The sequence below is a fragment of the Natrarchaeobaculum sulfurireducens genome (genome assembly GCF_003430825.1).
Classification (GTDB): Archaea; Halobacteriota; Halobacteria; order Halobacteriales; family Natrialbaceae; genus Natrarchaeobaculum; species Natrarchaeobaculum sulfurireducens.
Genome location: NZ_CP024047.1, coordinates 848,299 through 860,097, shown reverse-complemented (window position 1 = coordinate 860,097; position 11,799 = coordinate 848,299). Strand labels below are relative to the sequence as shown.

The window sequence follows — 11,799 nt, the reverse complement described above, 5'->3', positions numbered from 1 at the left end:
GTTTTCACCCATCCGCTCGGAGGGTAGCGATACCATCTCGAGTACCTACGTATACGACGTCGTCGACGGCTATCAGTGGGCCATCGGCATCGATATCCCGTCGCCACAGCTCCTCGCCACTCTCGGCATCGAACGCGATCACGGGACGATCGTGGTTCGTTGCGTGAACGAGAACTGTCTCCCCCGTACTGATCGGTGATCGTAACCCTTCGGGACCATCGGGTTCGTACCGCCAGGTGACGTCACCTTCATCGAGACGAAACAGTTCGGCGAGTTCTCCGACCGAGGCGGTGACGAACACAGTTTCGTCGTCGACGACAGGGTGTCTCGGCCGGGGTGTAAACTCGACCTGGTCGAGTCGGTCACCGGACGTCCCATCGTGAACAGCTACTACGCCGTCGTCGATCCCATCACGTTCGAGCTGCCGGGCAAGATATACGCGACCGTCCGCAACCGCTGGCGACAGCAGGTGGTCGTGAGCAGACGCGCCGTGATCGTCGGCGTCGATCTCGAAGTGTCGGTCGAGTTGACCGTCTGTGACCGCATAGGCGTACAGCTCGCGGCGACCGACGCCGTAAAGCAGGTCGCCGTCGGTCGCGACCCCGGCGAGCGCCCCCTCGAGTGTCTTCGCCTCGACGACGTCACCGGTGTCGGCGTGAAGCCGACGGAACTCACCGGAGACGTCACCGACGAAGAGCCAGCCGTCTCGCTCGAGAAAGCCATGGGTGAAGAGGTCGAGCCGCGTCGTCCAGGCCAACTCGCCATCGAGCGTCAACGCCGTTACGCCGCCGCCGAAGGAATAGAGACGGTCGGCGATCGCTGCGAGCCCGGAGCCATACGTCTCGACAGTTCGTGACCACGTTTCCGTACCGTCATTGGGGTCGAGTGCGACGACTGTCTCGTCGACGGCCGCATAGACCGTTCCGTCGACGACGACGAGTGACGAGATCCGTCCGTCAGCGTCCCACGACCACGACGCTCGAGGGGGCGACCGGGGTGGCTCGGCATGTGGGTTAGTCGCGCTTCGGCCAGCGTCGTACGCTGGAAGCGGCCACGTACCTGGCTCAGGGACCCAATCTACGGGGACGGTTCGCTCGGGCGGACCGAGCCGTCGTTCACGGATCGAATGCGAGAGGTCGGTACACCCAGCACTCGAAATCGAGACACCACACGCAGCTGTCGCGAGAAACGAACGGCGGGAGGGCGACATCGTATTACTTTTCTGACCGGAGTGGATAAATTTTGTGTCAGATGTAGTTCGCTCGAGGCGCACACTGAGGACGGCTGCGGCTTCGCTTATCCCCTCGAGCCTCGAACGATCACGGTCGAACGGAAGCCCTACGTGGCCGGACTGAGAGTATCTCGACAGTGACGTCCGCTCGATCGACCCCCGTACTCGGTATCGTTCTCGGAATAGTCCTCGTCGCCATCGGAATCGGGGCCTACGTACTCTCGAGCTTTGCAAGCCTGACAGCGCTCGTACCGGCCGTCTTCGGCGTCGTCATCGCTGCACTCGGCGTGGCGGCCCGTCGGACCGAACGACGAAAACTCGCAACCCTCGGGATCGGTGTCCTCTCCCTGCTCGGCGTCCTCGGATCTGCTCGGGGAATCCCCGACGTGATCGCGCTCCTGACCGGCGGGGCCGTCGACTCGACCGTCGCCGCCGTCGCGCAGGGCTCGATGATCCTCATCGGACTCGTACTGGTCGCTGCCGCCGGTCGCGATCTGCTCGGGTAACGAGACTGGGACTGCTCGCCGGTAGAACCGTCGAACCGAATCGACCCGTTTTTACTCGAGACGACCGAACGCCCTCGCGTGCGGAAGTTCTCCGAAGCCTACCTCGAGCGCACCCGCCAGGGCATGTGGGAGGATTCTCGGGACGCCCTCGAGCCGCTGGCACTCGAGTCACGCGAGCGCGTGCTCGACGTCGGCTGTGGCACCGGCGAGTTGAGTCGGGTCCTCGCCGCCGAGTGTCCGGGCGAAGTGATTGGCTGTGACGCCGACCCCGCGTTGCTCGCGGCTGCGAACGGCCACGTCCCGACCGTCGCAGGCGACGCTGGCCGCCTGCCGTTTACCGACAACGCGTTCGACCTCGTGGTCTGTCAGGCGCTGTTGATCAATCTCCCCGACCCCGCTGGCGCGCTTTCGGAGTTCGCCCGCGTCTCGAGCGACCTCGTTGCCGCCGTCGAACCGGACAACGCCGCCGTCGAAGTCCACTCGAGCGTCGACGCCGAAGCCGGACTCGAACGCCGCGCCCGGCGGGCGTACATCGACGGCGTCGATACCGACGTGGCGCTGGGAGCGGATGCCCGCGAGGCGTTCGAGACGGCAGGGCTCGAGGTGCTCGAAACACGGCGATACGACCACGTTCGGACGGTCGAACCACCGTATTCAGAAGCGGCCCTCGCTGCAGCCGCTCGGAAGGCAACCGGTTCCGGGCTCGCCGACGACCAGGAAACGATGCTCACCGGGTCGATGACCGAGGCCGAGTACGACGCTCTCCGGCGCGCCTGGCGCGAGATGGGCCGGGACGTCGTCGACCAGATGGAAGCACGCGCGTACGAACGAGCGGAAGCCGTCCCGTTTTTCGTCACCGTCGGACGGGTACCCTGATCGGAACCGGCCGCAAAACGGGGTTTCGGGTCAGTCGTCACCGTCGTCACGGTAGCCGAGCAACGACACGAACATGCCGACGAGGCCGATCACGACGATGACCACGCCGGTGATCAGATCGATGAACGACGCCAGCGCGAGCGTCGATCCGGCCATCACGAGTGCGACGTTCGCGAGCAACGCTACCCGAGGTGACTGGAGTCGCTCGCGGAGAGACGGTCCCATACGACGGGAAACCAACGGGAGGAGCAAAACTCTTGATACTCAGCAGGGCTCTGCGCGTCTTACGACGTGTCGGCGTCCGGATGGACCTTATTCCGATGACCGGTTAACCGCTCGAGGACGGGATCTGAGGGAAGGTTCGGAAGATCCACACTCGCGGCTGTGGACGTCTGTCCGGAGGTCGATTAGACGACGTCGCCGCGGATCGTCACTCCGTCTTGATCCTCGCGCCAGGCGTGGAGTTCCTGTGCGGCAGTCGTCGCCTCTTCGTCGTCTAAGCCGAGCATCTCGAGGGCCGCCGAGAGCGTCGGGAGGGCGAGTTCGCTCTCGCGGAGTTTCCGGAACGCGTCCTCACTGCGGGTCCCGTCGACCCAGAGACAGACCCCTCGAGGGTCGAGTAACTGGGTGTAATCCTCGCGGAGCTTCGCCCCACGGAGGCGCTGGCCGACGTTGTCCTCGAAGGAGGCGTTACACACTTCGAGGTGGATCGGTTCGTCGACCTCGAGCAAGTGGGCGGCGAGGCATTTTTCAGGCGCAGCGTGTCCGTTCGCGTTCGCCCGTAGGTAGTCCGGATACTCGAGGGCCCAGTCTGCACGAACCGACTTGCCGACGCCCTCGATCCCGTGGGAGTCCCGGAATCGCTCGGCTGGATCTGTTTCGTCGCTCGAGCCTGTGGTCCTACTGCTGTCGTCGCGCATCAGAATGTCTTTCGTGAGGTAGACGTCGAGTCGATCGACGGGGTCGACGCCGAGGGCGATGTCGCCGAACGCCCAGATTTCGCGGACGGGAACCGGCATCCGTTCGTCCTCGACGGTGTCGACGAGTTTCTCGAGGCGGTCGACCGCGTCTCGACGACTGAAATCACTCATCGTCGGCGTATCGGGGTCCGACGCTCAAAACGGTTTCTCGCCGAGCCGACTCTCAGGGTGCTTTCGCCGTATCGGTCGTCACGTAGACGGTCTTGCGGACGGTCGCGTGAACCGTCCCGTCGGCGTCGATCAGGTCGACGGTGTAGTGACGGTCGACCGCGTCGGTATCCGTCGCCTCGAGGTCGGCTTTGACCGCCGCTATTTCCGCGTCGGACATCGTGAATCGGGCGTAGAGCGTCTCGCGACCGGGCTTTTTGAATCGAATCTCGGCTTCCTTGTCCCAGACGACGTAGTCGTTTCCCAGCCGTTTCAGCATCATCATCATATGGAAGGGGTCGAGCGCTGCGTACATGCTGCCGCCGAAGGTCGTCCCCACGTAGTTGCGCGTCAGCCACGAGTGAGGGAGCTTTACGCGCACTTCGCTCCAGTCGGACGCGATATACGTGACACGACCGCCCGTCCGCCGGTACGCCGGAAACAGGTTGAAGCCGAGCCGATAGAGTCGAGATCGCAACGCATCGAGCATGTCCTCTCTCGAGCGGACACAGTGAAATCTATTGGCAAACGTCAGGTGCGTGGCCGGCAGTTTGCTCCAGAGCCGACGCCCGGGCTGTCGCCCGTCTCGCGTTGTGTCAAGCGCGCAGGTTTTTGTCGGACGACGGTGAAGGTATCCACATGAGACACAGAGTCTTCAACGAGGACGGCAGCGAGGAACTCGTCTTCGTCATGGGCTGGGGCAACCGCTGGACCCACGAGAACGTCAGCTGGCTGATCGGGAAGCTGACCGACGCCGACTACCGGGTCCACGCCTTCGAACTGCCCACGAACATCGAGGACTTCAAAACCGACTGGCTCGAGCCGATCGCCGAGTACGTCGTCGATCTCGAGGAGTATCAGTTGCTTGGCCACAGCGCCGGCGCGCTTATCGGCCAGGCGTTAGACGGCGCGGACAACCACGTCTACCTCAGCCCGTGGTGGGGGTATGGCGACCACTACCCGGACGCAGCCCTCGAGGTCGCCGCGAAGGTCCCCTCGAGTTTCCCGTTTCTTCCCGTCGGCACCTGGGACGAGCAGGTCCTCGGTCGGCTGGCGACCGACCACCAGCTTGCGACCCTTCCGCGGTGGGTCTCGCCCGCGTTCGTTCGCGAAACTCGCCACGCCCAGCGAGAACTGCTGACGATCGACCACGACGCGGTCGTCTTCTGTTCGCTTCGCGATCCGCTGATCGACCACCACGCGATCGGCGAGCGCGTTCCCGCCGAACACGTCGTCCTCTACGACGGCGGCCACGAACTGTTCTCCTCACCCACCCGCGAGCGCTACCTCGATCTCTTGCTCGAGTCGCTCTCCGACGGCGCGACGGTCGTCGAAGAGGGCGCTCGAGTACCCGTTTGAGCGTCATCCGAGCTTTTGTGACCGCGAGGAGGAGTATCCGACGTTTGCCGTCCCGTTGTCCAGACGAAACCGTGATGCGTGCCGGTCCACAACGACTCGCTGATGGAGTGTACCCGCTGTGACGACGAGGCGGTCATGCACGCCGCCTACTCGGGGGCCCACCTCTGTGAGTCGCACTTTCTCGAGTCGGTCGAAAAGCGCGTGCGCCGACGCGTCAGACGTGACGATCTCGTTCCCCGGGAGGCAACGCCCGAGAACCCCCAGACGTGGGTGATCGGCCTCTCCGGCGGGAAAGACAGCGTCGTCCTCACCAAGATCCTCCACGACACGTTCGCGGAGGATCCCCGTATCGAACTCGTCGGGCTGACGATCCACGAGGGCATCGAGGGCTATCGCGATGCGAGCCTCGAGGCCTGCGTCGAACTCGCCTCGGACCTCGACATCCGCCACGAGGTCGTCAGCTACGAGGAGGAGTTCGGCATCCGCATGGACGACGTCGTCGAGGACGATCCCGAGAACATGGCTGCGTGTGCCTACTGTGGTGTCTTTCGACGGGACGTCCTTTCCCGGTACGCAGACGAACTCGAGGCGGACATCCTGCTGACCGGCCACAACCTAGACGACGAGGCTCAGAGTGCGCTGATGAATTTCCTCGAGGGTGACGTCGCCCAGATCGGCAAACACTTCGACGCGAGCCTCGGCCCGCTGTCCGAACGGAAAGCCCAGGACGAGTTCGTCCCGCGGGCGAAACCCCTCCGGGACGTCCCCGAGAAAGAGGTCGCCCTCTACGCCCACCTCGAGGACCTCCCCGCCCACATCACCGAGTGTCCCCACTCGAGTGAGGCCTACCGCGGCGAGATCCAGCAGTTGCTCTACACACTCGAGGAGAACCACCCCGGCACGCGACACTCGATTCTCGCTGGCTACGAGGAACTCGGCGGAATCGTCGCCGACGAGTACAGTGGCGAGGACGGGGCCGACCTCCGTGACTGTGCTGAGTGTGGCTCGACGACGACTCGAGAGATCTGTCGGAAGTGTTCGCTGCTCGAGTCACTCGCCTGAGAACCGGTGTGGAGTGTGTACGACATGTCTTACCCCTTCGTGGATAGTTCCAGGAATCCGACGAACGCTCGCTGAAGTTCATAAGCGGTCAAGGCAGAGGTACCTCGGGGCTCGACGCTGAATGTGCCTTTCCAGGGACCCGAACCCAGCACGCCCACACATATATGAATGTTCCAAACATATATTGAGGAGAGCCACCTCTAGCTAGATATGACCGAGTTCGATCCCACCCCTGAGTCCGACGATACCCAGCGACGGTGGCAGACCGGAACAGACACGTTCGGCCGTGTCTACGACGTCGTCCTCGGGATTACGTCTCCGACTGCGTACACCGAGATCGCAGCGCTTGCGGACTGCTCTCCAAACGCGGCGAAAAAGCATCTCGACCGCTTGGCGGAGATGGGTATCGTTCGCGCCGATAGAGACAGTCGCCCGGCAACATACGAACGAAATGAGGGGTATCTCGAATGGCAGGATGCCAGTCGAATCGCAACCGAACTCTCTGTCGACGAGATCATCGACCGTGTGGAGGCGCTTGAAGCCCAGCGAACGGAATACGAAGCCCGGTTCGAAACGGGGGACCCAACGGCGGTCAACGTATTTGATCACGATAGTCACGACACTATTCACGAGCGGATGACCGCAGTCAGCGAGTGGCAGGGTGTGATTCGGAATATCAGGCTGTACGAACTTGCTCGCCAGCTCTCCCAGAACGACGGGCGTCTGATTCCGGCATAAATGAGCCAGCCACCGGATGATTCGACGCCACACTCGACGGGTCCACCGGATCGACAGACACTGCGCCTACTGGAGCGACACCTTTCGTCGGATTCACTCGTGGCCGAGACTGCGTTTGACCCGGATTCCTACGAACCTCGACTGCTTTGTGGTCTGCTCGACGCTGGACGATACCCGGACTCAGTGACTGTAGCCCGTCTCGACATTCGGTGGTTTACGACTGGCGATTTCTCAGTTCACTACGTCGAAGAACACGAGGACGGGGAACGCTGGGAGTGTCGCTGGGACCGGCACCCGAACACGCACAACACCCGGTTGCACTTTCATAAGCCACCGTCTGCCACCGAAATTACTGACCTCGAACTTCCGTCACTCCATCCACTCGAAGTATACTCCACCGTCCTCACGGCAATAGAGCAACGTATCGAGACTCTGTGGTCGATACAGTGATCTCGTGAAGGGGGATGGTTGTTTTGGGCGTCCAGGGACTCGAGCGCGTCGGTAAGTTCGTACTCGCCGCTGTCGGCGCGATCGACCGTCAGACAGGCCTCGATCAACGCGGCGAAATCGTGTATCTGGACCCCGCCAGCGATGTAGCCCGGTTTGGCCCTCGTTGTGTCTACCGAGGCGGTGATCGATCGAACGATCCCGTCGTCGGTCAGCTCACAGCGGGCCGTCGCCGTCGCCTCGTTTCTCGAGACTCGGTCGAGGACGACCGTCCCGTCGATGTCCGGATCGGCGTATCGGTCGCGAGCCTCGAGAGCGCACAGTCATCGAAGACGTTGTCGCCGTTGACGGTCAGCACGTCGGTGGGTGCAGCCGACGGCAGCGTGCGCTCGGCGTCGGACGAACGCGACGAGAGCGAGATACTGTAGCCGTCTTCGGCGGCCCGACAGACGGCGTGTGCAAGTCCCTTCCGGTCGTGCTGGTGAGCGTAAACGATCGGGACATCCTCGTAGGAATCGCCGACGGTCTCGACGATCTGGTCGGCCCGATAGCCGACGACGAGGACGATTTGGTCGACGTCGACGGCCACGAGTGCGTCGAGACAGCGAGCGAGCAACGGCTTGCCGCCGACCTCGAGCAGTGGCTTTGGCTTTCCGTCCGTAAACGGCCGTAATCGAGAGCCTCGGCCCGCAGCGAAGACGATCGCGTCCATAGCTGAGTTGTCGGTAAGCGATGATGGCCAGTCGCTCGAGTCTTACGCTGGACTCGAGTGCGTGAAAAGCGAGAGAAGCAGGAGCTTGAGTATCGACTGACTCCGCCCGGATTAGCGGATGACGTCGACGCCGTTCTGTTTCTCGAGTTCGTTTCGGCCGCCGTCGCTCTGGGCACCGAAGTTCGGGCCTTTGACGTTGTTGCTCGCGTCGAAGTCGCCGTCGTCGAAGCCTTCGATGCTCGCACGGGATCGGTCGGCCTGCTTCTGGGTGGTCGGCCCGAGGACCTGGGCGCTCTGGACGCCGGTCATGATCGCCATGACGCGGACCTTGCCCTTGTAGTTCTCCTGGATCCGGGCACCCCAGATGACGTTTGCCGACGCCTCGAGGCGCTCGGTGATGTTGTCGGCGATGCCCTCTGCCTCTTTCAGCGTGAGGTCGGGGCCGCCAGTGATGTGGACGAGTCCGCCGCTCGCGCCGCGGTAGTCGACGTCCAGCAGTGGGTGGTTCATCGCGTCTTTGACCACCTCGTCGGTCTTGTTCTTGTCCTGAGTCTCGCCGACGAGCATCACGGCGACGCCACCCTGGTTCATGATCGTGGACATGTCCGCGTAGTCCAGGTTGATCAGCGAGGGCTGGGTGATCGTCTCCGAAATGCCTTTGACGGTTTCGGCGATGATCTGGTCCATCACCGAGAACGCCTTGCCGATCGGGAGGTTCGGGACGTAATCGAGCAGCCGGTTGTTGTCGAGGACGATGATCGAGTCGGCCTGTTCGCGCAGTTTCTCGAGACCTTCCTCGGCCTTGACGGTTCGGGCGCGCTCGACGTTAAACGGCGTCGAGACCATCCCGACGACGATTGCCCCCTGTTCTTTGGCGATCTTCGAGACGACGGGGGCAGCACCGGTTCCGGTACCGCCGCCCATGCCTGCAGTGACGAACACGAGGTCCGCATCGCCGAGAACCTCTTTGACCGTGCTCTGGGCCATCTCGGTGGCGCGTTCGCCCATCGACGGATCGCCACCGGCGCCGAGGCCGCTCGTCAGCGACTTGCCGACGAGGATCTTCGTGTCGGCCTCGATCATCTTCAGGTGCTGTTTGTCCGTGTTGATCGCCACGGTGTCGGCACCGTCGACGCCGATGTTGTACAGCCGGTTGATCGTGTTGTTGCCCGCACCACCACAGCCGACGATGACGATCCGCGGATCGCCGAACTCGTCGTCGCCCATGTCGGCGTCCATCTCTCGGGCTTCCTGTTCGGCGTTCTCGAGTGCGTCTTGTACGATATCCTGCATCGTTACACCTTGGCCCAGTTGCGTTTGCCGGACTGTTCGGTCTGTCCGTCGTATTGCTCGTTGATCATCTCGCGAACGGCCGACCGGATCGCCTCGCTCCGGTTCGGAAATTCGCCCGAGTCGACGAGTTGCTCTACCTCCTCGATCTGCTGTTTCGGAATTCGCAGTGTCACACGCTCCATGGTTGTATTCCCCGTTGGGTAAGACGGCGCGCCCCTGTCAGACGCATTGTGTCTTACACGGTTAGCCGCTCGTTCGCAGCCGATTTCGGCGTTAGCCGAGTTCTGTAAGACGACCGTCTTACGCGAGTTAACCGAATACTGTCTTAGATAATAAAACTTTCGTCAGACGCGAAAATCTCTGTCTTACACCAGTCGAGGATACGGGCTATCCTGACTCGAGTACGTCCGCAGCCGGCGTTCGGCGACCACAGCCCGGACAGAACGACCAGTCCGACCGAAGTTCGTCCCCACACTCACAGAACAGCCGCCGCGTCGCTTTTTCACCACAGTTCGGACAGTACACGTGATCATCGTCGACGTGTTCACCGCATTGTCCACACTGAGTCTGCTGGGCTGTCTGACGGCGAGCTGGCGCGGCGGGCTGTTCGTCAGTGGGCTGTGGCGCAGCTTGTGGCGACTCGTCGGTCGCGGTCGCGTCGGCCCCCTCGAGCGTGATCGTGACGTTGACGTCCTGTGTGTCAGGCGCGTGTGCGCGCAGTGGCTGTCCGACGCCGAGGTCCGCCAGACGATCAGCGAGCAGTTTGTCGACTCGATCCCGCACCAGGTCGTCGATTGCGCCGGTCTGTCCATCACGCCCCGTGCGATCGTCGACCCGCCGGTCGCGAGACGACTCCTCGAGGTACGAACGCAGCGCCTCGCGAAGCGCTTCGCTCTTGGATACCTCGAGCGACTCGAGTTCCTCGATGAGATCGTCGTCCGCACGGAACGTGATTTTACTCATACCAGCCGATGCTACTGTGTTAACAGCCATCCTATATCAATCATTCTTCCGTTCATCCCGGGCGAGTCGACGAGAATGATAACCCTTATGTCTCCCTCGGCGGCTACAATTGAGTAACCGCCCTTAGCTCAGACTGGTAGAGCAGTCGACTGTAGATCGACTTGCCCCCCGTTCAAATCGGGGAGGGCGGATCCAGTTTCTCGCCGTTTTGTAGTTGCACCCGATAGCGGCGTTTACGCACACTTCAGGCCCCCTATCCAGAGGTTCGCGTTCGCGAAATCGGGCCAGAAATGTGGATTTGAACTTGAAACCAGTTGGGGGCGCTTGAAGTCTGCCAAGACGTCCATCTACCGGCCTGTAGAGCCCATGTCACCAACCAGTTCGCACGTGTCTTCGGTGACGGTTGCGACCGTGCCAACTTTTGTGGCGAAGGCGACACCTGTACTCGACTGAGCTGTGGTCTGCCGCCGGGCTCAAGATCCCGATCTCCGACCTGAAGACATCAACCTGGGTGTGCTGGATCTGTGACATGGATTCTCGAGTGATTCGAAAAGATCGTTTGTTACGATGAGTCAAGACGAAGACTCAGTTATGTTCGTCGATCCAGCGACACCATTCATAAAAATCGTCAGCGCCGCACTGGTCAGCGATCGAGCGAAGCGTTCCAGTTTTGATCTCACGGTGTTGCGGGACGTCGACGTTACGAACTTCACCCGTTTCGGGATGCTCGTATCGGAGCCGGACGTGGCTTCCAGTGTGCGAAACAGGAACGTAGCCAAACGAGGTCAGCACTTTCACAACCTCGCGACCGGAGAACGTCGTTCGGACCATCCGTTACCGCATGAAATCCGGCCGGTCGTCTTCGTTGACATCCGCGAGATCGTCAGGCTCGAGGTCGAACTCATTCCGAAGAAATTCTTCGGCATTGTCGATCGGTTCGCCGCCACCCTCGTGCAGCTCAAGAACTTCGGCCAGTTGCGCGAGCGCTTCCGCGCGCGTTTCGCCGCCACGGGCGAGTCCCGTCTCGATATCCTTGGCAGTGACACTCCCGTCGCTCTCATAGTAGAACTCTACGCCCTCCGTGCGATCGTTGCGGGTAGCACTCGCCATCTACCCTCGAATAGGACGAAGAGGCTGATAAACGTTGGTTCCGGCTCCAGCCAGTTCACTTATTGACAGACTCGAGATCGTCCGCATCGATTACCGACAGGCACCTCCCTCGAATCCTGCTGTATCTCGGTTCCACGTCAGACTCGAGACTGGCGTCCGTACCCGACGAGATACGAGCCCCCGTTCAGACGAGGTCGCCGTCGTTCATCGCGACCGTCTCCGAGACGACGAACTTCGCCAGCGTTCGTTTCGAGTGGGTGCCGACGAGGTGGTCCTCGAGTTTCTGGTCGCGGTCGAGATCGTCGTGACAGAGGGGACACTCGACCGGTGGTCTGATGGCCATACGTCTGACAGTGGTCCGATACCGAAAAGTCA

General features: G+C 62.0%; 18 protein-coding genes and 1 tRNA gene. 8 read left to right on the top strand and 11 right to left on the bottom strand.

Annotation, left to right across the window (positions count from 1 at the left end):
* Nucleotides 1-4: 4 nt before the first annotated feature.
* A complete protein-coding gene (locus tag AArc1_RS05420; protein ID WP_117363408.1) occupies nucleotides 5-1,210 on the bottom strand; it encodes an outer membrane protein assembly factor BamB family protein in 1,206 nt (401 codons plus the stop codon).
* Nucleotides 1,211-1,368: 158 nt separating this feature from the next.
* On the opposite strand from AArc1_RS05420, the gene AArc1_RS05415 reads away from it, so the two are divergent.
* Complete coding sequence (locus tag AArc1_RS05415) at nucleotides 1,369-1,737, top strand: hypothetical protein (protein WP_117363407.1); 369 nt, start codon at nucleotides 1,369-1,371, stop codon at nucleotides 1,735-1,737.
* A 78-nt stretch (nucleotides 1,738-1,815) separates the two neighbouring features.
* Nucleotides 1,816-2,613 (top strand): class I SAM-dependent methyltransferase, encoded by a 798-nt coding sequence (locus AArc1_RS05410; protein WP_117363406.1) that lies wholly within the window; start codon nucleotides 1,816-1,818, stop codon nucleotides 2,611-2,613.
* 30 nt (nucleotides 2,614-2,643) lie between these two features.
* On the opposite strand, the gene AArc1_RS05405 is transcribed toward AArc1_RS05410, so the two are convergent.
* The 3 genes from AArc1_RS05405 to AArc1_RS05395 form a co-directional block, all read right to left on the bottom strand.
* The gene (locus AArc1_RS05405; protein WP_117363405.1) at nucleotides 2,644-2,838 is read right to left on the bottom strand and encodes an MFS transporter; all 195 of its coding nucleotides are present in this window, start codon (nucleotides 2,836-2,838) and stop codon (nucleotides 2,644-2,646) included.
* A 182-nt stretch (nucleotides 2,839-3,020) separates the two neighbouring features.
* Nucleotides 3,021-3,704 carry a DUF7095 family protein gene (locus AArc1_RS05400; RefSeq protein WP_117363404.1) on the bottom strand — a complete coding sequence of 228 codons (684 nt, stop codon included), beginning with the start codon at nucleotides 3,702-3,704 and terminating at the stop codon, nucleotides 3,021-3,023.
* A 52-nt stretch (nucleotides 3,705-3,756) separates the two neighbouring features.
* Nucleotides 3,757-4,230 (bottom strand): DUF4442 domain-containing protein, encoded by a 474-nt coding sequence (locus AArc1_RS05395; protein ID WP_117363403.1) that lies wholly within the window; start codon nucleotides 4,228-4,230, stop codon nucleotides 3,757-3,759.
* Between the two features lie 149 nt (nucleotides 4,231-4,379).
* Here AArc1_RS05395 and AArc1_RS05390 point away from each other — a divergent pair, with 149 nt between their 5' ends.
* The 4 genes from AArc1_RS05390 to AArc1_RS19655 all read left to right on the top strand — a co-directional run bounded on the left by AArc1_RS05390 (nucleotide 4,380) and on the right by AArc1_RS19655 (nucleotide 7,349).
* On the top strand, nucleotides 4,380-5,099 hold the full coding sequence (locus AArc1_RS05390; protein ID WP_117363402.1) for an alpha/beta hydrolase: 720 nt from the start codon (nucleotides 4,380-4,382) through the stop codon (nucleotides 5,097-5,099).
* Nucleotides 5,100-5,201: 102 nt separating this feature from the next.
* Nucleotides 5,202-6,161: a tRNA 2-thiolation protein NcsA gene (ncsA, locus tag AArc1_RS05385; protein ID WP_117365789.1), complete on the top strand. Its 960-nt coding sequence runs from the start codon at nucleotides 5,202-5,204 to the stop codon at nucleotides 6,159-6,161.
* A gap of 210 nt (nucleotides 6,162-6,371) precedes the next feature.
* The gene (locus tag AArc1_RS05380; protein WP_117363401.1) at nucleotides 6,372-6,899 is read left to right on the top strand and encodes a winged helix-turn-helix domain-containing protein; all 528 of its coding nucleotides are present in this window, start codon (nucleotides 6,372-6,374) and stop codon (nucleotides 6,897-6,899) included.
* Nucleotides 6,900-7,349: a hypothetical protein gene (locus tag AArc1_RS19655; RefSeq protein ID WP_117363400.1), complete on the top strand. Its 450-nt coding sequence runs from the start codon at nucleotides 6,900-6,902 to the stop codon at nucleotides 7,347-7,349.
* A gap of 208 nt (nucleotides 7,350-7,557) precedes the next feature.
* Here the strand turns inward: AArc1_RS19655 and AArc1_RS05370 are convergent, their stop codons facing one another.
* From AArc1_RS05370 to AArc1_RS05355, 4 genes are all read right to left on the bottom strand, one after another.
* Nucleotides 7,558-8,058 carry a sugar phosphate nucleotidyltransferase gene (locus tag AArc1_RS05370; protein WP_228442391.1) on the bottom strand — a complete coding sequence of 167 codons (501 nt, stop codon included), beginning with the start codon at nucleotides 8,056-8,058 and terminating at the stop codon, nucleotides 7,558-7,560.
* Nucleotides 8,059-8,169: 111 nt separating this feature from the next.
* A complete protein-coding gene (ftsZ, locus tag AArc1_RS05365) occupies nucleotides 8,170-9,351 on the bottom strand; it encodes a cell division protein FtsZ (RefSeq protein WP_117363399.1) in 1,182 nt (393 codons plus the stop codon).
* 2 nt (nucleotides 9,352-9,353) lie between these two features.
* Nucleotides 9,354-9,533: a ribbon-helix-helix domain-containing protein gene (locus tag AArc1_RS05360; protein WP_117363398.1), complete on the bottom strand. Its 180-nt coding sequence runs from the start codon at nucleotides 9,531-9,533 to the stop codon at nucleotides 9,354-9,356.
* Nucleotides 9,534-9,738: 205 nt separating this feature from the next.
* Nucleotides 9,739-10,314, bottom strand: a complete 576-nt coding sequence (locus AArc1_RS05355; protein ID WP_117363397.1) for a double zinc ribbon domain-containing protein — start codon at nucleotides 10,312-10,314, stop codon at nucleotides 9,739-9,741.
* Nucleotides 10,315-10,431: 117 nt separating this feature from the next.
* Between AArc1_RS05355 and AArc1_RS05350 the strand changes: the two genes are divergently transcribed.
* Nucleotides 10,432-10,505, top strand: a tRNA-Tyr gene (locus AArc1_RS05350).
* A 123-nt stretch (nucleotides 10,506-10,628) separates the two neighbouring features.
* Nucleotides 10,629-10,811 (top strand): DUF7563 family protein, encoded by a 183-nt coding sequence (locus AArc1_RS19770; RefSeq protein ID WP_449289246.1) that lies wholly within the window; start codon nucleotides 10,629-10,631, stop codon nucleotides 10,809-10,811.
* Between the two features lie 88 nt (nucleotides 10,812-10,899).
* Here the strand turns inward: AArc1_RS19770 and AArc1_RS05345 are convergent, their stop codons facing one another.
* The 3 genes from AArc1_RS05345 to AArc1_RS18935 all read right to left on the bottom strand — a co-directional run bounded on the left by AArc1_RS05345 (nucleotide 10,900) and on the right by AArc1_RS18935 (nucleotide 11,767).
* On the bottom strand, nucleotides 10,900-11,145 hold the full coding sequence (locus AArc1_RS05345; protein ID WP_117363396.1) for a type II toxin-antitoxin system HicA family toxin: 246 nt from the start codon (nucleotides 11,143-11,145) through the stop codon (nucleotides 10,900-10,902).
* A gap of 3 nt (nucleotides 11,146-11,148) precedes the next feature.
* Nucleotides 11,149-11,424 (bottom strand): type II toxin-antitoxin system HicB family antitoxin, encoded by a 276-nt coding sequence (locus tag AArc1_RS05340; protein WP_117363395.1) that lies wholly within the window; start codon nucleotides 11,422-11,424, stop codon nucleotides 11,149-11,151.
* Nucleotides 11,425-11,608: 184 nt separating this feature from the next.
* On the bottom strand, nucleotides 11,609-11,767 hold the full coding sequence (locus AArc1_RS18935; RefSeq protein WP_186336652.1) for a hypothetical protein: 159 nt from the start codon (nucleotides 11,765-11,767) through the stop codon (nucleotides 11,609-11,611).
* Nucleotides 11,768-11,799: the final 32 nt, after the last annotated feature.

Excerpts from the sequence above, each read along its gene's own strand:
- AArc1_RS05405 (WP_117363405.1), bottom strand. The coding sequence starts at position 2,838 with ATGGGACCGTCTCTCCGCGAGCGACTCCAGTCACCTCGGGTAGCGTTG.
- AArc1_RS05360 (WP_117363398.1), bottom strand. The coding sequence starts at position 9,533 with ATGGAGCGTGTGACACTGCGAATTCCGAAACAGCAGATCGAGGAGGTA.
- AArc1_RS05420 (WP_117363408.1), bottom strand. The coding sequence starts at position 1,210 with ATGTCGCCCTCCCGCCGTTCGTTTCTCGCGACAGCTGCGTGTGGTGTC.
- AArc1_RS05380 (WP_117363401.1), top strand. The coding sequence starts at position 6,372 with ATGACCGAGTTCGATCCCACCCCTGAGTCCGACGATACCCAGCGACGG.
- AArc1_RS05355 (WP_117363397.1), bottom strand. The coding sequence starts at position 10,314 with ATGAGTAAAATCACGTTCCGTGCGGACGACGATCTCATCGAGGAACTC.
- AArc1_RS05390 (WP_117363402.1), top strand. The coding sequence starts at position 4,380 with ATGAGACACAGAGTCTTCAACGAGGACGGCAGCGAGGAACTCGTCTTC.
- AArc1_RS05370 (WP_228442391.1), bottom strand. The coding sequence starts at position 8,058 with ATGGACGCGATCGTCTTCGCTGCGGGCCGAGGCTCTCGATTACGGCCG.
- AArc1_RS05345 (WP_117363396.1), bottom strand. The coding sequence starts at position 11,145 with ATGGTCCGAACGACGTTCTCCGGTCGCGAGGTTGTGAAAGTGCTGACC.
- ncsA (WP_117365789.1), top strand. The coding sequence starts at position 5,202 with ATGGAGTGTACCCGCTGTGACGACGAGGCGGTCATGCACGCCGCCTAC.
- AArc1_RS19655 (WP_117363400.1), top strand. The coding sequence starts at position 6,900 with ATGAGCCAGCCACCGGATGATTCGACGCCACACTCGACGGGTCCACCG.
- AArc1_RS05400 (WP_117363404.1), bottom strand. The coding sequence starts at position 3,704 with ATGAGTGATTTCAGTCGTCGAGACGCGGTCGACCGCCTCGAGAAACTC.
- AArc1_RS18935 (WP_186336652.1), bottom strand. The coding sequence starts at position 11,767 with ATGGCCATCAGACCACCGGTCGAGTGTCCCCTCTGTCACGACGATCTC.
- AArc1_RS05340 (WP_117363395.1), bottom strand. The coding sequence starts at position 11,424 with ATGGCGAGTGCTACCCGCAACGATCGCACGGAGGGCGTAGAGTTCTAC.
- ftsZ (WP_117363399.1), bottom strand. The coding sequence starts at position 9,351 with ATGCAGGATATCGTACAAGACGCACTCGAGAACGCCGAACAGGAAGCC.
- AArc1_RS05395 (WP_117363403.1), bottom strand. The coding sequence starts at position 4,230 with ATGCTCGATGCGTTGCGATCTCGACTCTATCGGCTCGGCTTCAACCTG.